The sequence below is a fragment of the Streptomyces sp. NPDC005962 genome (genome assembly GCF_040629205.1).
Classification (GTDB): Bacteria; Actinomycetota; Actinomycetes; order Streptomycetales; family Streptomycetaceae; genus Streptomyces.
Genome location: NZ_JBEXVE010000033.1, coordinates 18474 through 35331 on the forward strand (window position 1 = coordinate 18474; position 16858 = coordinate 35331).

Consider the following 16858-nt stretch of genomic DNA (forward strand, 5'->3'; position numbering starts at 1 on the left):
GAGCGGAAAACATGGCCGACGAGGTACGGCCGCGACGGCGGCAGGCACGGGGCGAGCGACGGATGGCACAGATCCTCGACGCCTCGGCGGCGGTCTTCGCGAGGGTCGGCTACGAGAAGGCCACCACCATCGCGATCGCCGCGGAGGCGGGCATCTCTCCCGGTTCGCTCTACCAGTTCTTCCCGAACAAGCACGCCGTGGCGCAGGCGCTGGCCGACCGCTTCGTCGCACAGATGGGGGACGCGCACCGGGAGGCGTTCGAGGCGGTCGACTTCGCCGCCCTCACCCTTGACGACGTGCTGGACCGGATCGTCGATCCCATCGTCGGCTTCAACATCGCCAACCCGGGCTTCAAAGCGCTCTTCGCCCGCCCCGATATGCCCGACGGTCTCAGCGACGCCGCCCGCCCCATCCAGGAGGCCCTGCTCGGCCGGATCGAGACGATGATCGGCGCCCGCGCCCCCGGACTGCCGGAGGGCGAACGGCAGCGTGCGGCCCGGGTCAGCGTGCAGATCTTCCAGGCCATGGTGGTGCTGGTGGTCGCCGCCGAGGGCGACGAGCGCCAGGCGATGACGGGGGAACTGAAGAAGGCCCTGCGGGGCTATCTCGCCCCCGTCATCGGCTAGGCGGTTTTGTTCAGATCATCTGATCGTCGGCATGGGTATGCCGCTGACCGCTGACCGCTGACCGCGGGCCGTCCTGGCCCCTGGACCGTCACAGCGCGGCGGCCGCGCTCCCCCGGAGGTAGTCGAGGGGGAGCGCGTGCGCCATCGCCCGGTAGCCCTCGTCGCTCGGGTGCAGGTGGTCGCCCGAGTCGTACGACGGACGCAGCCGCAGCGGGCTGGCCGGGTCGCGCAGCGCCTTGTCGAAGTCGACGACCTCGTCGAAGACCTTCCCGGCCCGGATCTCGGCGTTGACCCGCTCGCGCACGGAGTCCAGCAGCGGGGTGTAGCCGCGGTGGCCGTAGAACGGCGACAGGGTGGCCCCTATGACCCGCAGCCCCCGGGCGTGCGCCTGCTCGGTCAGCCGCCGCAGCCCGTCCACGATCTTGTTCGGGTCGGTCTGGTGGGGGATGCGCAGGATGTCGTTGACACCCAGTTCGACGATCACGGCCTTGACGTTCGTACGGTCGAGCACGTCACGTCCGAAGCGGGACAGCCCGCTGGGGTTGTTCGGCGGGAACTGGGTGCCGTCGCTCAGCACCCGGTTGCCGCTGATGCCCTGGTTGAGCACGCCGAGGCGGGGCGCTCCCGGCTCGGTGCGGAGCCGCTCGGAGAGGAAGTCGGTCCACCGGCGGTTGGCCCCGGCGGTGGAGGTGATGCCGTCGGTGATCGAGTCGCCGAGCACCGCGACCGAGCCCTGGGCCTCCTTGGACCACACGTCCACCGAGCTCAGGTAGCGCCAGAACGGGCTCTGTTCGGTGTACGCGGCGCCCGCCGTGTCCTCGGTGCGGTCGCCGCGCGCCAGGTACGAGGTCTGGCGGGCGTGCGGATGGTACGTCACCGAGCCCGACGCCTGCGGGGCGTAGGTGGTGATCAGCAGGTCGGCGGCGGCCGGGATGTTCATGCGCACCGGGTCGCTGCTGGCGGCCTGGCCGGGCGGAATGGTCACCCAGGAGCGGTTGTCGAACGTGAGCCGCCGCATGGTGCCCGCCGCCGCCGTCGGGTTGCTGGGGGCGGCCGCCAGCGCCAGCGAGGCATGCGTGATCGTCAGCGGGTGGGCGCTGTACAGGTTGGAGAGCTGGATGCGCGCGCCGGTGCCGCCGATGCTGGTGTGGACGACGTTCCGCAGGGACATGCCGGAGAGGCCGCGGAGCGTGTTCGGCTCGGCCGCGGCGGCGGACGCCGACCAGGAGCCCACCCAGGACCCCGACGAGGCCGGGGCCGCGGAGTTGCGGGTACCCTGCGCGGCCTCGTTCACATTCCGGTCCCGGCCGCCGACCCCGACGAATATCGCGGTCGAGACGAGGACCACCACAGCCGCCAGCGCAGCGAACACGGCATAGGCCGTGCGTCTGGGCATAGGGGGCACACTCATGGGCGGAGGTCTCCTCGGGCAGCCGGAGCCTTCAGGCTCCGAAAGTGAACGGGAACGGCGAGCGACGCTGCTTCGCCGATGCGGTCCGGTCGGTCCTCCATGATCCCATGTCCGGACGGAGGTCCGCCTGTCGGCCTGCCCCCGGTTGGACGGGGTCGCTCCCCCGGACAGACGACGGGAACTCGCCGTTCGTTCCACTCAGGGAACGAGTGAGACAGGAACGAGACAATGCGGAGGGGAGGCTCGACCGGGTGGAGCGTATGAACCGGACAACGGCGGATCAAAAGACGGACGAAAAGGGGCCGACGGCGCCCGGCGCGAGGGCGGCGGCCGGTGGCATCGTCGCGTTCGCGGACACCCCCCTCGACGAGGAGCGGCGGCGCGGCGTGCGGCGGATGAAGGCCATCGCCACGGGCATGCTGCTCGCCGTCGCGCTGGTGTACGCGGCCGCCAAGGGGGCGCAGAGCTCCGGCGCCGGGGGCTGGGCCGGGTATGTGGCCGCGGCCGCCGAGGCGGGCATGGTCGGCGCGCTGGCCGACTGGTTCGCGGTCACCGCCCTGTTCCGGCGGCCGATGGGGCTGCCCATCCCGCACACCGCGATCATCCCGACGAAGAAGGACCAGCTCGGGTCGACCCTGGGCGACTTCGTCGGCGAGAACTTCCTGTCCGGCGATGTCGTACGGCTGCGGCTGCGCGCCGTCGGCATCGGCAGCCGCCTCGGCACCTGGCTGGCCGAACCGGCGCACGCCGACCGGGTGACGGCCGAGTTGGCGACCGCGCTGCGCGGCGCGCTCACCGTGCTGCGCGACTCCGATGTGCAGGCGGTGGTCGGTGAGGCGATCACGCGGCGCGCGGACGCCCAGGAGATCGCGCCGGGGCTCGGCAAGCTGCTGGAGCGGATCGTCACGGACGGCGGCCACCGCCGGGCCGTGGACCTGGTGTGCGTACGCGCCCACGACTGGCTGGTCGAGCACAACGAGTCGGTGATGGACGCGGTGACCGGCGGCGCGCCCGGCTGGACGCCGCGGTTCGTGGACCGCAGGGTCGGCGAGCGGGTCTACCGGGAACTGCTGCGGTTCGTCCGGGAGATGCGCGACATGCCGGACCATCCGGCGCGCGGCGCCGTGGACCGCTTCCTGTCCGACTTCGCCGGGGACCTCCAGTCGGACACCGACACCCGCAGCCGGGTCGAGCGGCTCAAGGGCGAGGTGCTGGGCCGCGGTGAGGTGCAGGACCTGATCGCCTCGACCTGGTCCTCGGTGCGGTCGATGATCGTCGCGGCGGCCGAGGACGAGCGCAGCGAGCTGCGGCTGCGGGCCCGGGCGGCGATCCTGTCCCTGGGCACGCGGATGGTGACGGACACTCGGATGCGGGGCAAGATCGACGGCTGGCTGGAGGACGCGGCCGTCTATGTGGTGACGACCTATCGCAACGAGATCACCTCGCTGATCAGCGAGACGGTCGCGGGCTGGGACGCGGAGCACACCTCCCGGAAGATCGAGGCCCATATCGGCCGCGATCTGCAGTTCATCCGGATCAACGGCACGGTGGTGGGCGCCCTGGCGGGGCTGGTCATCTACACCGTCTCGCGGGCGCTGGGCGGCGGGTAGCGCCGCGTTTGCCGGGGGCGCGTCTCTGGCAGGTGCGCGCCGCAGGGCTTATCGTGCCCCTCCCGGTGGCCTGGGTGGGGAGGTCGGTGTGCGACGGCGGCGGTTGTTACTGGCCCGGGTGCTGTGGACCGGCGGCGAGGTCGCCGTCACGATCGGGCTCGTCGTTCTCCTGCTGGTCGTCCACCAGCTGTGGTGGACCAACCGGGAGGCGCGGCAGGGCGCGCACCGCCAAGTGACGGAGCTGGAGCGGCGGTGGGGCGCCGACGATCCCACGGTGCCCTCGTCCGGTACCGGCGGGGACGGTACCGGCGGGGACGGTACGGAATCCGGCAGCGGTACGGAGTCCGGTGGCGCGGGCGGTACGCACCGCAGGGACGACGGCGAGGCGACCGTGACCGTGCACGACGGGACCCCGCGCCGCGACCAGGCCTACGCCGTGCTCCGCATCCCGCGCATCGGGCTGACGGCCCCCGTCGCCGAGGGCATCAGCAAGACCAAGGTGCTCAACCGGGGATACGTGGGCCACTACCCGGGAACGGCCCAGCCGGGGCAGCTGGGCAACGTCGGGCTCGCGGGCCACCGCAACACCCACGGCGAACCGTTCCGCCACCTCGACGAGATGCGCCCCGGGGACACGGTGGGCATCGAGACCGCCGCCGCCCGCTACACGTACGTCGTCGAGCGCGTCCTGCCGCGCACCTCGCCGTCCGACGGCACGGTGATCGCCAAGGTGCCGTACAGCTCGGCCCATCCGCGCTACCGCTACACCGAGCCCGGCTCCTACCTCACACTGACCACCTGCACCCCTGAGTACACCTCCCGCTACCGGCTGGTGGTCTGGGCCAAGCTGACAGCGGCCGGACCACGCGATGTCGGTGGTTCCTCCTGAACTGATGTGCGACTCGCCGCCGCCGTCGCGGTCGCGGCCGCGTTGCTGCTGCGCGGCCGGTGAGCGAGGGGCGGGTCCACTCCGTGAACGGGGTCTTGCGGGGTGGAAGAGGCTCATGCAGGATCAAGCGGCCAGAGGCCATGGTGTCGCCCCTGGCCACCGTCCTGAGACCAGGGAGTTGTGAGGATGAAGCTGCTGCGCGTCGGACCGGCTGGGGCGGAACGCCCGGCCCTCCTCGACCAGAACGGCACCCTCCGCGACCTGTCCGGCCTGGTCCCGGACATCGACGGGGCCCTGCTCGCCGACGAGGCGGCGCTCGGCCGCATCCGGGCGGCGGCCGCGGCCGAGGGCGCCGACGCGCTGCCGGTGATCCAGGACGGTGGCGTACGGGTCGGCCCGCCGCTGGGCCGTATCGGCAAGATCGTGTGTATCGGGCTGAACTACCACGATCACGCGACCGAGACCGGCGCCGCCCTCCCGGCGGAGCCGATCCTCTTCATGAAGGCCCCCGACACGGTCATCGGCCCCGATGACACCGTGCTGGTCCCGCGCGGCAGCCTCAAGACCGACTGGGAGGTCGAGCTGGCCGTCGTCATCGGCCGCACCGTCCGCTACCTCGACTCCGACGAGGCCGCCCTCGACGCCGTCGCGGGGTACGCGATCGCGCACGACGTCTCCGAGCGGGAGTTCCAGATCGAGCGCGGCGGCCAGTGGGACAAGGGCAAGAACTGCGAGACGTTCAACCCGCTGGGCCCCTGGCTGGTCACCGCCGACGAGGTCCCGGACCCGCAGGCGCTCGGCCTGCGGCTGTGGGTCAACGGTGAGATCAAGCAGAACGGCACGACGGCCGAGCAGATCTTCGGCGTCGCCCATGTGGTCCGCTACCTCAGCCAGTTCATGACCCTCTACCCGGGCGACGTCATCAACACCGGCACCCCGGCGGGCGTCGCCATGGGCGCCCCCGAGCCCAAGCCGTATCTGCGGTCCGGGGACGTGGTGGAGCTGGAGGTCGACGGGCTGGGCCGCCAGCGCCAGGAGTTCAAGGACGCGTAGCCCGCGTCACGCGACACGCGACAAGGCCCCGGCGCCCGTCTCGGGCACCGGGGCCTTGTCGCGGGCCCGGAGGTCATTCGGCCGTCTGGGCCGCCTTCCCCTTCGCCTTCTGGGGGCCGGCGCTCGGCGTCGAGCCGTACGCCTTCAGGAAGCGGTCGCGGAAGCTGTTCATCTTCCACACCGGGGTGTCCGCGCGGGGCATCAGGCCGTCCGCCCAGTGCCAGTCGGTGATCCGCTTCAGCACCTTCGGGTCACGGGCGACGATGGAGACCGGCACGTCCCGGCTCGTGTGGTTGCCGCTGACCCGGGCCAGCGGCTGGTGGTCGCCGAGGAAGACGAGCACGGTGTTCTTGTTCCCGTACTTGATCATGTAGTCGATGAGGGTGTTCACCGAGTACTGGACGGACTTGCCATACTCCTGCTTCACCTTGGTGGAGTCGGTGAACACGTCCCCGGGCCGCTTGCCCGCCTTCTCGATGTCCTTGTAGACCGACCCGTTCCCGACCTTGCTCCACGGGATGGTCTTCGGGATGGGCGCCCAGGGCTGGTGGCTGGAGGTCAGGATGTTCAGTGACATCAGCGGCTTGTCGTGCTTCTTGCCGTGCTCCAGCTGCTCGAACGCCTTCAGCGCGTACTGGTCGGGCATGGTCGACCAGCTGAACTTGGGCCCCTTGTAGCCCAGCTCGCGCGAGTCGTAGACGTGGTCGAGGCCGTAGAACGTGCCCTCCGGCCAGCTCTTCTGGACGCCCGGCATGATGCCGACCGTCCGCCAGGCACCGGTGCGCTTGAAGGCGCGGGTGATGGACAGGTGGTCACCCGCGGTGACGGTGCGGTAGCGGTTCTGGTTGTCGATCCACAGCCCGGTCAGGAAGGTGGAGTGGCCCAGCCAGCTGTTGCCGCCGTATGTCGCCGAGGTGAGCCAGCCGCTCTTGGCGGCGTATCCGGCCTTGTCCAGCCGCCCGGTCGCCTTCTTCAGCGCCGCGTCGACACCGGGCGCGATCGCCGGGTCCTCGATCGCGCTGCGGCCGTAGCTCTCGATGAAGGTGAAGATCATGTCCTTGCCGCGCAGCCCGGTCAGCAGCTGATCGCCCGGGGTGTCCCCGTAGGTGTCGTACGCGGCGATCTTCTTGAACTCGCGCTCGTCCTTGATGGTCTTCTCCACCCGCTCCGCCCGGTCCTGGACCGCCGCGGACGTGCTCCGGGACGCCACCGGCACCCCCGCGACCTGCGCTCCGACCGACGCGCACACGACCCAGACGGTCCCGGCCGCCAGGGTGGTACGGGTCGCCACGACGCTGTTGCGGGCCATGACGTTGCCGATCCGGAGGACCGCCAGCGCCATGAGGGCGAACATGGCGAGGACGAGCACCGCGACCCCGACCACGGCGGCTGCCGCGGCCGTCTGGCCGACCGAGTCCTCCAGGTACGACTGGGCGTCGTCGAACAGAATCCAGTCGAGCACCACGTTGAAGCCGCGGCCCAGGAACTCGTTGAAGCCCATGTCGAGCATGTTCAGGATGGCCAGCGCGGCCAGGAACAGCCCCGCCAGCACCGCCACCACGCGCCGGGCGACGGTCGGCAGGAGCAGCAGCAGACCGGCCCCGAAGATCAGTTCCACCGGGATGCGGGCGAAGTGCTCGGTGGTGAGGAGTTCGAGCTTCGCCGGCAGCAGCAGGGCGACGAAGACCAGCGCGAGGGACAGGCCGGTGGCCGTCCACGACAGGGCGCGCGCCGCGACGGGATACCGGTCCCGCCAGCCGCCGCGGCCCCCGGTGGAGGCCGGGTCCGGGCCGTCGTCGTCGGTGCCGTCACCGGCGGTGGCAGCACCGAGCAGCTCGGCGGGTGGGCCGTCGTCGTCCGCGGCTGCTTTGTTGTCGGCGGCCTTTTCTCCGGTGGCTTTGTCTCCGGTGGCCTTGGCTTCGGCTTCGTCGGCCTTGTCGCCCTCGGCGGCCTTGTCCTCGGCCTTGTCCTCGCTCTTGGAGTCACCGCCTGCGGGGTCACCGCCCTTGGGGCCACCCTCCTTGGGCGTATCGCCCTCGGGGTCTCTGTCCCGGCCCTCGGCGGCGGCGTCCGGCTCCCGCCCCGGCGGGCGGCCTTCCGGGGTTTCACCCTCCTCCGGGGCAGCCTTGTCGGCGTTGTCCTTGTCCGGCAGCTGACGCATCCCGAAGGTCCTTCCGTGCGGGGCCCGGTGGTGACACGGCGGACCAGGCTCGGGGGTCATGGGCCGCCGTTACCCGTACGGCCCGGGGGCCGGAAGTGTTCAATGACCAGCAGGTCCGTCCGGCCCGCTGTACGCGTGGACCACGGCGAGTCGTCCGTCCGCGGTGTGCCAGTCGGAGGTCATGGCCCTGACGAAGCGCCACCCGGTGCGCTCGTACAGCCCGATGGCCGCGGTGGCGCCCGAGTCGACCTCCAGTACGGGCCGCAGCCCGTCCGCCACCGCCGTCCGGGCCGCGTGGCCGAGCAGTTCGGCGGCCAGGCCGCGGCGGCGTGCGGCGGTGGTGACGAAGAGTCTGGCGATGGCGGCGAGCCCCTCGGCCGGTGCGCCGATGGCGTCCGCGAGGGCGGGATCGGTCCGGGTGAGCGTCACATGGCCGAGTACGGCGGGGCCTTCGGCCGCGACCCAGGCGCCGAGCATCCCGTCCGGTGTCAGCCAGCCCTCCGGGTCGTCGGGCCAGTGCACCGGGTAGCGGTCGGCCCGCTGGACGGTCGCGAGCGCGGTGGCACAGGCCGCCAGGTCCTGGCCGGTGCGGGGACGTATCTGCGAGGGCACCGCAGGATCATGGCATGGCGCGGTCGACGGTGCGCAGGGTGATCAGGGCCCCCGCGAGGAAGGCCAGCCCCGCGATGGCCAGTGCCGTATACAACCCGGCCAGGGCCCCCGCCCCGGCCAGGGCGCCCCCACCGGCCAGGGCGCCGAGCAGGGCGACGCCGATGACGCCGCCGGTCTGCCGGGACGCGTTGATCACGCCGGAGGCGAGCCCGGCCCGCTCCCCGGGCACGCCGTCGGTGACGGCCGTCGTCGCGGCGGGCATGGTGAACGCCATCCCGAAGCCGGTGGCCATCAGCGGCAGCACCAGCAGTGGATACGGAACGTGCCCCACCGCGGCGGCGAGCCCGAGCAGCCCCGCCCCGCCCGTGACCAGGCCGATGAGCATCGTGGGCCGTGGGCTGCCGACCCGGGCGGTGAAGCGCCCGGACAGCCACGAACCGGCTGCCACCACGCCCATCTGCGGCAGCAGCGCGAGCCCGGCGCGCAGCGCGGAGTAGTGCAGGGTCTGCTGGAAGTAGAGGTTGACGACGAACAGTTCGCCGTAGAAGCCGAGGTTGATCAGCAGCCCGACCGCCGTGCCCCCGGCGAAGGTGGGCGCGTGGAACAGCCCGAGGGGCAGCATCGGCGCGCGCACCCTCCGTTCGACGGCGACGAACCCGGCAGCCGCCAGGACGAACACCAGCGCACCGGCCGCCACCAGCGCGTCCACCCCGGAGCGGCCGCCCTCGATCATGGTGAGGGCCAGCGCGGTCAGCGCCGTGACGCCGACGATCTGCCCGGCCGGGTCCAGCCCCCTGCCGGTCTGCGCGCGCGGCGCCGGAACGTACCGCTGGGTCAGCGCCATCGCGGCCAGCCCGATGGGCACGTTCACGAAGAACACCCACCGCCAGCCGACCTCGGCGACCAGGACGCCGCCGAGGAGCGGACCGCCCGCCGCGGCCACCCCGGCGATGCCGCCCCACACCCCGACCGCGCGGGCGCGCGTCGTCCGGTCGGCGTACGCGGCCCGCAGCAGCGCCAGCGAGGCCGGGACCGAGAGCGCCGCCCCGGCGCCCTGCGCCACTCGCGCGAGCACCAGCAGCGATATGCCGGGGGCCAGCCCGCAGCCGAGCGACGCCGCCACGAACACCCCGAGCCCGGCCTGGAACACCCGCCGGGCGCCGAAGCGGTCCGCGAGCGCCCCGCCGGACAGCAGCCCGGCCGCCAGCACCAGCAGATAGCCGTCGACCACCCACTGGAGGCCGTTCACGCCCGCCCGCAGATCGGTCCGCAGGGCGGGCAGGGCGACGTTCACGATCGTGCTGTCCAGGATGACCATGAAGTAGCCCGTACACACCGCGACCAGCGCGAACGACAGGATGCGCGCCGATGTACGCGGGGTCGATATGTCCGGGGTGCCGGTTTCCGTCGCCATGTCCTCACCGTAGGCGCGGAACGCTTCGGCGCCCGGCGAAGCGATGCCGCCGCCTCAGACGGAGAGGAACCGCTCCAGCGCCGCCACCACCAGCGCGTGGTCCTCCGCCTGTGGCAGGCCCGAGACGGCGACGGTGCCGATGACGCCCGTACCCGTCACATGGAGCGGGAAGGCGCCGCCGTGCGCGGCGTAGCGGTCGGGGTCGAGGCGGGAGGACTCCTCGAAGGTCGTGCCCTTCGCCCGGAACCGGGTGCCGACGAGATAGGAGGAGGCGGCATAGCGGTCGACGACCCGGCACTTGCGCTCCAGCCAGGCGTCGTTGTCGGCCGAGGTGCCGGGCAGGGCGCGGTGAAAGAGGCGCTGGCCATGGCGTCGTACGCCGATGGTGATGGCCGCGTCGCGCTCCTCGGCCAGCTCGGCGATCAGGCAGCCGAGGCGCCAGGCGTCGTCGTTGGAGAAGGACGAGAAGCGCAGTCGGCGCTCGTGCTCCTCCAGGCGGGCGATGAGGTCCGCGATGTCCTGGGTGCTCACGCGGCGCCCCCGATGTGGACCGTACGGCCTTCCGCCGCCGACACCCGGGCCGCCTCCAGCACCCGCAGCGCCGCCGCCGCCTCGGCCGCGGTGACCGGGGGCGGGGTGCCGTCGCGGAGGGCGGTGGCGATGGCGGCGTAGTACGCGGGGTAGTCGCCGGGAACGGTGGGGACGGGCCGTCCGCCGCCGGTCAGCGGCGACTCGCCCGCGCCCAGCCGACCCCACGCGGACTCGGGCTCGGCGCCCCACGCCCCGGATTCCGCCGGGCGCAGGCCTTCGCGGAGAGCCGCCTCCTGCGGGTCGAGACCGTACTTCACGTAGCCCGCCTCGCTGCCCAGCACCCGGAAACGCGGGCCGAGCTGGGCGGTGATCGCGCTCATCCACAGCTGCGAGCGGACGCCGTTCGCGTGGTGGACGGCGATGAAGGTGTCGTCATCGGCCTGCGCCCCGGCGCGGCGCACGTCGACCTCGGCGTAGACGGAGACGGCCGGGCCGAAGAGGGTGAGCGCCTGGTCGACCAGATGGCTGCCCAGGTCGTACAGCAGCCCGCCGATCTCGGCCGGGTCGCCGGACTCGCGCCAGCCGCCCTTCGGCTGCGGCCGCCACCGTTCGAAGCGCGACTCGAAGCGCAGCACCTCGCCGAGCGCGCCGTCGGCGAGCAGCGAGCGCAGGGTGAGGAAGTCGTTGTCCCAGCGGCGGTTCTGGAAGACGCTCAGCAGCAGCCCACGGGCCTCGGCGAGCGCGGCCAGCTCCTCGGCCTCGGCGGCGGTCGCGGCCAGCGGCTTGTCCACGACGACCGGCAGCCCGGCTTCGAGCGCGGCGCGCGCGAGCGGGACATGGGTGCGGTTGGGGGAGGCGATGACGATCAGGTCCAGCTCACCGGCGCGGGCCCACAGCTCGTCGGCGGACGCGGCGATCCGCACGCCGGGATGCTCGTCGCGGGCCTGCCGCTGCCGCTCGGGGCTGGCGGTGACAACGGTGTCGAGCACGAGGCCTTCGGCGGCGGCGATCAGGGGGGCGTGGAAGACGGAGCCCGCGAGGCCGTAACCGATCAGTCCCGCCCGGAGCGCGCTGTCCCTGCTGTTGGCATCCCTGCTGTTGGCATCCATGCCGCCACTTTGACAACAGTGTTGCGAAAGCGCAAGCGATGGCCACAATGGGGGAGTGAACAGCACGATGTCGGGGGCGGCCGGGCCCGGAGCCAATCTGTCCGCCCTGCGCAGCCACAACGCCGCCCTCGTCCTGCGCCTGCTGCGCGACGCGGGCGAGGACGGGGTCAGCAGGCTGGAGCTGGCCGACCGCACCGGCCTCACCCCGCAGGCCGTCAGCAAGATCACCGCCCGGCTGCGGGCCGAGGGCCTGGCGGCCGAGGCGGGCCGCCGTGCCTCGACCGGCGGCAAGCCGCGCACCGTGCTCCGCCTGGTCCCGGACGCCCGCCACGCGATCGGCCTGCACCTGGACCGGGACGAGCTGACGGCCGTCCTGGTCGACCTCGCGGGCACGCCGGTGGCCCTCCGTACCGCACGATTCGACTTCGGCGCCGAGGCGGAACGGGCGCTGACGGAGGCGGCGTCGGAGGTCGAGGAGCTGATCGGCGACACCGACGGGGAGGGGCTGCTCGGGGTGGGGATCGCCGCGCCCGGCCCGCTCGACCACGGCTCCGGCGTACTGCACCGGGTCACCGGCTTCCCCCACTGGGACGGGTTCCCGCTGCGCGACGCGCTCGCCGGACGGCTCGGTCTGCCCGTCGTCCTCGACAAGGACACCAACGCCGCCGCCCTCGGCCTCGCGGCCCCGGCCGTCGATTCGTTCGCGTATCTGCATTTGGGCACCGGCCTCGGCGCCGGGCTCGTCCTCGACGGGGGCGTGTACCGGGGCGCGCGGACGGACGCGGGGGAGTTCGGCCACCAGGTGGTCCAGCTCGACGGGGAGCGCTGCGGCTGCGGCAACCACGGCTGCCTCGAAGCCCTGTGCCTGGCCGCCGTGGCCCGTGGCGAACAGGCGCACGCTGCCCGGCTGCTCGGCGTCGGCGCGGCCAACCTCGTACGGCTCCTCGACATCGACCGGGTGCTGCTCGGCGGCCGGATCGTGCTGGCCGACCCCGCCCCGTACGCACGCGGCGTGGCCGCCGTGCTCGCCGAGGACGCCGCCCGCACCAACCGCCCCACGGTCCCGGTCGACGTCGTACGCGGCGGGGCGCGGGCGGTGGTCGAGGGCGCGGCACAGCTCGTGCTCGCCCCGCTCTTCGCACTGGGCTGATCGAGGGGTTGTTGACGGCCAGTCGGGGTCAATCGGCGGCCCCGGCGGTGTGTCGGCGTGCCCACGCGGAATGTGGCGGAGTGCTCGGGGATACGCCGCTGCCAGCAGAGGTCACCCATGCGCCTGCCCACCGCCCTGTCCCTCCGTGCCGCCCGCTCCCTCCGTACTGCCCGGTTTCTCCGTACCGCCCGGTCCGTCCGTACCGCCCTGCCCGCGGCCGCGCTCGCGCTCGCCCCGGCCCTGTACGGGGTCGGGGCGCACGCGTACGCCGCCGCCCCTGAACCCGCCCCGGCCTGCGGGGACGAGACCACCTCCGACTTCCCGATAGAGACCCGGCTGCGCGGCGGGCCCGACCACTACGCGCGGGGCGCCGGGTGGCAGCAGTGGCATCTGGAACTGCGCAACACCACGGACACCGGATGCCGGGCGATCCACCCCGTCGCGGTCCTCACCGACCAGGGCCATGCGCTGCGGCCCCGCCAGATCCAGCTGGAGTTCCTGGACCCGTACGCGGACGGCGGCACCTGGCGGGACGTCTCCTTCGAGACGACCGACGAGGACGAGAACGTCGGGGTGTTCGAGAAGGACTTCAAGGGGTTCACGGTGGCGGCGGGCAAGACGGTCGACGTACGCATACGTTCCCGCTTCACCTCCGACGCCCCTCTGGGCCCGGTCACGGCCAACGCCATCGCCGTACAGCGGCGCGCGGACGACGGGAGCTGGGTCGGCCAGTCGAACGACTACGCGTTCCGGATCGACGCGGGGGCGGTCCCCGGCGCGGACGGTACGTCGGGGGCGGACGCGCCCGTACCGGACACGAAGCCGAGCGCCCCACCGCAGGCTGAGCCGAGCGCCGAGCCGGAGCGGGAGCCGAGCGCCGAGCTGGACCCCGAACCGAGCGCCGAGCCCAAGACCGACCCCCAGACCGAGCCCAAGGCTGATCCCAAGGCCGACCCCGAGACCGAGCCCGAGGCCTTGCCCGAGACCGAGCTGAGCACCGACCCGGCCGCTGAGCCGAGTGCCGTGCCGAGCCCGGCCCGCCGCCTGGACCGGAGCCCCGTCGCGGTGCCGCCGAGCCCCGACAGCGAGACGGACCAGGGCACCGGCACCGAGGACCCGGCGGATTCCGGCACCGACGAGGACGTGGACGCGGACGTGGATCTGGGCACCGGCACGGATGAGGCGGACACGGACGAGGCGGACACGGAGGCGGACCCCGGCACCGACACGGACACCTCCGACACCGGAGCAGACACCGAGACCGGCACCGACCCGGGAACTGAGACCGGCACCGACCCGGGAACTGAGACCGGCACCGACCCGGGAACTGAGACCGGCACCGACCCGGGAACCGAGACCGGAACCGACCCCGGCACCGACCCGGAAACCGGAACCGGCACCGACCCCGGCTACGAAACCGGCACCGACCCCGGCACCGAAGAAACCCCGCCCGCATCCGACGACCCCGGATACGAAACGGGCGACGACCCGGGCTCCGAGAAGACCGACCCCGACAAGGGCGACACCGACACCGATCGGCGCGACAACGAGGACGGCGCCCACCACCCCGAGCACCGGAAGCCCGAGCTGGCCGCGACGGGCCGTGACGTCCGACTCGCCGGGCTCGGCGTCGTCAGTATCGGACTCGTGGCCGGGGGCGCCGCCCTCGTCGTGAAGTCCCGGCGCGCAAGGCGCTGAGGGACGCTGCCGCTATCCGCCCCGGGGCCCCTCGCCCCGGCGGCGGAGCTCGTCGTCGACCTTGTCCGCGCCGCGCTGGACCTGATCCGAGTGCTTGCCGCCGGTCTTCTTGTCGGCGGTGTCCGCCCCCTTGCGTGCGGCCTGTCGGCTCTTGTCCGGGTTCTTGGCGATCGCGTCCTTCAGCTTGTCCATGATGCCCATGGCGGTCTCCTTACCGTCGGATTACCGTCGGCTCGCGTTCCCCCTCCCCTCAGGATCGGACACCTGTGCGGGTCTGTCGCGCTGAGGCTCAGCGGCCCCCGGTTAGGCTGTGGACGTCGCCCAGACGGTCGAACGGACAAAGGGACAAACGGTCAAGCCGAGCGGAGAGCAACCAGTGGCAGAGCGTAAGCCGATCGAGTCATGGCTCACCGACATGGACGGGGTGCTGATGCACGAGGGCATACCGGTGCCCGGGGCCGACGCCTTCATCAAGCGGCTGCGCGAGTCCGGCAGGCCGTTCCTCGTGCTCACGAACAATTCCATCTACACCCCGCGCGATCTGCACGCCCGGCTCTCCCGCATCGGCCTCGACGTACCGGTCGAGAACATCTGGACGTCGGCGCTGGCCACCGGCCAGTTCCTGGACGAGCAGCGCCCCGGCGGGACCGCGTACGTCATCGGGGAGGCGGGGCTGACGACCGCCCTGCACGACATCGGCTACGTACTGACCGATGTCGAGCCGGACTACGTCGTCCTCGGCGAGACGCGTACGTACAGCTTCGAGGCGCTGACCAAGGCCATCCGCCTGATCAACGACGGAGCCCGGTTCATCGCGACCAACCCGGACGAGACCGGCCCCTCGGCCGAGGGCGCGCTGCCCGCCACGGGCTCGGTCGCGGCGCTGATCACCAAGGCGACGGGCCAGGAGCCGTACTTCGTCGGCAAGCCGAATCCGCTGATGATGCGGGCCGGGCTGAACGCGATCGGGGCGCACTCCGAGACCAGCGCGATGATCGGCGACCGGATGGACACGGACGTGCGGGCCGGTCTGGAGGCGGGCATGGAGACGTTCCTCGTGCTCACCGGGGTGACGCAGTCCGAGCAGGTCGACCGCTTCCCGTACCGGCCGTCCACCGTCGTCGACTCGATCGCGGACCTCGTGGACCGCGTCGTCTGAGCAGTCGTCCGAGCAGTCGCCGACGCACCCAGATGGAGCAGGACCGGGTCCGCAGCGGATGCGGGGCCCGGCCGGGCGCGTGAGCCTCGTGGTGGGAGGTTCACGATGCGCATCGCCGCCCTCACACTCTGTACGGCAACGCTCACGGCAACTCTCTGCCTCATCGCCTCGGGCCCCGCACTCGCCGATCAGCGCCACGACGGCACCGCCACGATCCGGGTCAGTCCGCTCGCCATCCCGCCCGGCACCGAGGTGGAGGTGCGGGCCTTCGGCTGCCAGGGCACGGCGGCGACGGCCACCTCGCCGGTGTTCGTCGACGACGCGGAGCTGACCCCCGACGGCGACGGGCTGTTCAGCGAGGCGACGATCCGTTCGACGGCGACCAAAGGCGCACACCGGGTCGCCGTCGACTGCGGCGACGCGGCCCCGGGCCTCGGCCCCGGCCCTGGCCCCGGCATCGGTACCGGGAAGGTCTCCGTCGCCGTGGAGCGCCCACCCTCGCCCGTCGCACCCGTCCGCGCGGGCGGCGGCGGTGCCCCACGGCCCGCCGGGGCCGAGGACCGGTGGCCACGGGACGGCATGGGCGGCGCGGAGGCGTACGGCCTGGTGCTGTCCGGCGGTACGGCGGTGGCCGTCGCCGGGCTCGCGGTACGACGGCGTCGGCAGCGGGTGGGTGGCGATGTCTGACTCGCGCTTCGCCGGAGCCGGACGGCTGGCCATGGGCCTGGCCTGGGTGGCGCTGCTGCTCGGGCTGTGGATGTGGGGCCGGGACATCACCGACGGTACGGGCGCCCCGGCGCCGATGACGGGGGACGCGGCCGCGGTCGGCCGCCCCCCGGCCCACCCGCTGCCCGCGGCGCACACCCCACTCCCGGCCGCCCGCCCCGAACGGGTCGACATCGCGGCGGCCGGGGTCCACGCCCCGGTCATCGGCGCGGGCCTGGACCGCAAGGGGGCCGTGAAGCCGCCGCCCTTCAGCCGCGCGGACTCCGTCGCCTGGTACCGGGGCGGCCCCGAGCCGGGCACGGCGGGGGCGGCGCTGCTGGTCGGCCACGTCGACACCCGCTCCAAGCCCGCGGTCTTCTACCGGCTGAGCGACCTCCGGCGCGGCGAGACGCTCCGGGTCGCGCGGTCGGACGGTTCGACGGCGGAGTTCACGGTCGAGGACGTGGCGATGGTGACCGCCAAGCACTTCGACGCGCGCCGGGTGTACGGGGCGCGAACCGGGGGCCGGGCGGAGCTGCGGCTGATCACCTGCGGCGGACGGTTCGACCGGAAGACCCGGACGTACTCGGCGAACGTTGTGGTGTCCGCGTACCTGACGAGCACGAGCACGAGCACGAGCAAGAGCAAGAGCACGAGCCCCAGCACAAGTACGAGCATCAGCCCCAGCGCAACCCCCCCACCCCCCGAACCACCCCCGGGAACGCGGGCT

General features: G+C 72.8%; 15 protein-coding genes and 1 pseudogene. 9 read left to right on the forward strand and 7 right to left on the reverse strand.

Annotation, left to right across the window (positions count from 1 at the left end):
- Positions 1-11: 11 nt before the first annotated feature.
- Positions 12-626 (forward strand): TetR/AcrR family transcriptional regulator, encoded by a 615-nt coding sequence (locus tag ABZ370_RS36490; RefSeq protein WP_358630237.1) that lies wholly within the window; start codon positions 12-14, stop codon positions 624-626.
- An 88-nt stretch (positions 627-714) separates the two neighbouring features.
- Here ABZ370_RS36490 and ABZ370_RS36495 read toward each other — a convergent pair whose 3' ends face one another.
- Positions 715-2022, reverse strand: coding sequence for an SGNH/GDSL hydrolase family protein (locus tag ABZ370_RS36495; protein WP_358630240.1), 1308 nt, complete (start codon positions 2020-2022; stop codon positions 715-717).
- Between the two features lie 275 nt (positions 2023-2297).
- On the opposite strand from ABZ370_RS36495, the gene ABZ370_RS36500 reads away from it, so the two are divergent.
- The 3 genes from ABZ370_RS36500 to ABZ370_RS36510 all read left to right on the forward strand — a co-directional run bounded on the left by ABZ370_RS36500 (position 2298) and on the right by ABZ370_RS36510 (position 5589).
- Entirely contained in the window at positions 2298-3647 is a 1350-nt protein-coding gene (locus ABZ370_RS36500; protein WP_358630242.1) for a DUF445 domain-containing protein, read from the forward strand.
- Positions 3648-3735: 88 nt separating this feature from the next.
- Positions 3736-4536: a class E sortase gene (locus ABZ370_RS36505; RefSeq protein WP_358630245.1), complete on the forward strand. Its 801-nt coding sequence runs from the start codon at positions 3736-3738 to the stop codon at positions 4534-4536.
- 186 nt (positions 4537-4722) lie between these two features.
- Complete coding sequence (locus tag ABZ370_RS36510) at positions 4723-5589, forward strand: fumarylacetoacetate hydrolase family protein (RefSeq protein WP_358630247.1); 867 nt, start codon at positions 4723-4725, stop codon at positions 5587-5589.
- Between the two features lie 73 nt (positions 5590-5662).
- Here the strand turns inward: ABZ370_RS36510 and ABZ370_RS36515 are convergent, their stop codons facing one another.
- From ABZ370_RS36515 to ABZ370_RS36535, 5 genes are all read right to left on the reverse strand, one after another.
- Entirely contained in the window at positions 5663-7750 is a 2088-nt protein-coding gene (locus ABZ370_RS36515; protein ID WP_358630250.1) for a sulfatase, read from the reverse strand.
- Between the two features lie 99 nt (positions 7751-7849).
- Entirely contained in the window at positions 7850-8362 is a 513-nt protein-coding gene (locus tag ABZ370_RS36520) for a GNAT family N-acetyltransferase (protein ID WP_358630253.1), read from the reverse strand.
- 7 nt (positions 8363-8369) lie between these two features.
- Positions 8370-9776 (reverse strand): DHA2 family efflux MFS transporter permease subunit, encoded by a 1407-nt coding sequence (locus ABZ370_RS36525; RefSeq protein WP_358630256.1) that lies wholly within the window; start codon positions 9774-9776, stop codon positions 8370-8372.
- 54 nt (positions 9777-9830) lie between these two features.
- Entirely contained in the window at positions 9831-10307 is a 477-nt protein-coding gene (locus ABZ370_RS36530) for a heme-degrading domain-containing protein (protein ID WP_358630259.1), read from the reverse strand.
- Positions 10304-11416 carry a Gfo/Idh/MocA family oxidoreductase gene (locus tag ABZ370_RS36535; RefSeq protein WP_358630262.1) on the reverse strand — a complete coding sequence of 371 codons (1113 nt, stop codon included), beginning with the start codon at positions 11414-11416 and terminating at the stop codon, positions 10304-10306. The genes ABZ370_RS36530 and ABZ370_RS36535 overlap by 4 nt, the downstream gene beginning before the upstream one ends.
- A 67-nt stretch (positions 11417-11483) precedes the next feature.
- Here ABZ370_RS36535 and ABZ370_RS36540 point away from each other — a divergent pair, with 67 nt between their 5' ends.
- Together ABZ370_RS36540 and ABZ370_RS36545 are read left to right on the forward strand one after the other, a co-directional pair.
- Positions 11484-12566, forward strand: coding sequence for an ROK family transcriptional regulator (locus ABZ370_RS36540; RefSeq protein WP_358630470.1), 1083 nt, complete (start codon positions 11484-11486; stop codon positions 12564-12566).
- Positions 12567-12683: 117 nt separating this feature from the next.
- A complete protein-coding gene (locus tag ABZ370_RS36545; protein WP_358630265.1) occupies positions 12684-14264 on the forward strand; it encodes a hypothetical protein in 1581 nt (526 codons plus the stop codon).
- Between the two features lie 12 nt (positions 14265-14276).
- Here ABZ370_RS36545 and ABZ370_RS36550 read toward each other — a convergent pair whose 3' ends face one another.
- Positions 14277-14465, reverse strand: a complete 189-nt coding sequence (locus ABZ370_RS36550) for an antitoxin (protein WP_358630268.1) — start codon at positions 14463-14465, stop codon at positions 14277-14279.
- Between the two features lie 175 nt (positions 14466-14640).
- On the opposite strand from ABZ370_RS36550, the gene ABZ370_RS36555 reads away from it, so the two are divergent.
- The 3 genes and pseudogenes from ABZ370_RS36555 to ABZ370_RS36565 form a co-directional block, all read left to right on the forward strand.
- Complete coding sequence (locus ABZ370_RS36555; RefSeq protein WP_358630270.1) at positions 14641-15423, forward strand: HAD-IIA family hydrolase; 783 nt, start codon at positions 14641-14643, stop codon at positions 15421-15423.
- A gap of 105 nt (positions 15424-15528) precedes the next feature.
- Positions 15529-16110 carry a hypothetical protein gene (locus ABZ370_RS36560; protein ID WP_358630273.1) on the forward strand — a complete coding sequence of 194 codons (582 nt, stop codon included), beginning with the start codon at positions 15529-15531 and terminating at the stop codon, positions 16108-16110.
- Positions 16103-16753: pseudogene (locus tag ABZ370_RS36565) on the forward strand (class F sortase); the annotation flags it as partial. The gene ABZ370_RS36560 and the pseudogene ABZ370_RS36565, both read left to right, overlap by 8 nt.
- Positions 16754-16858: the final 105 nt, after the last annotated feature.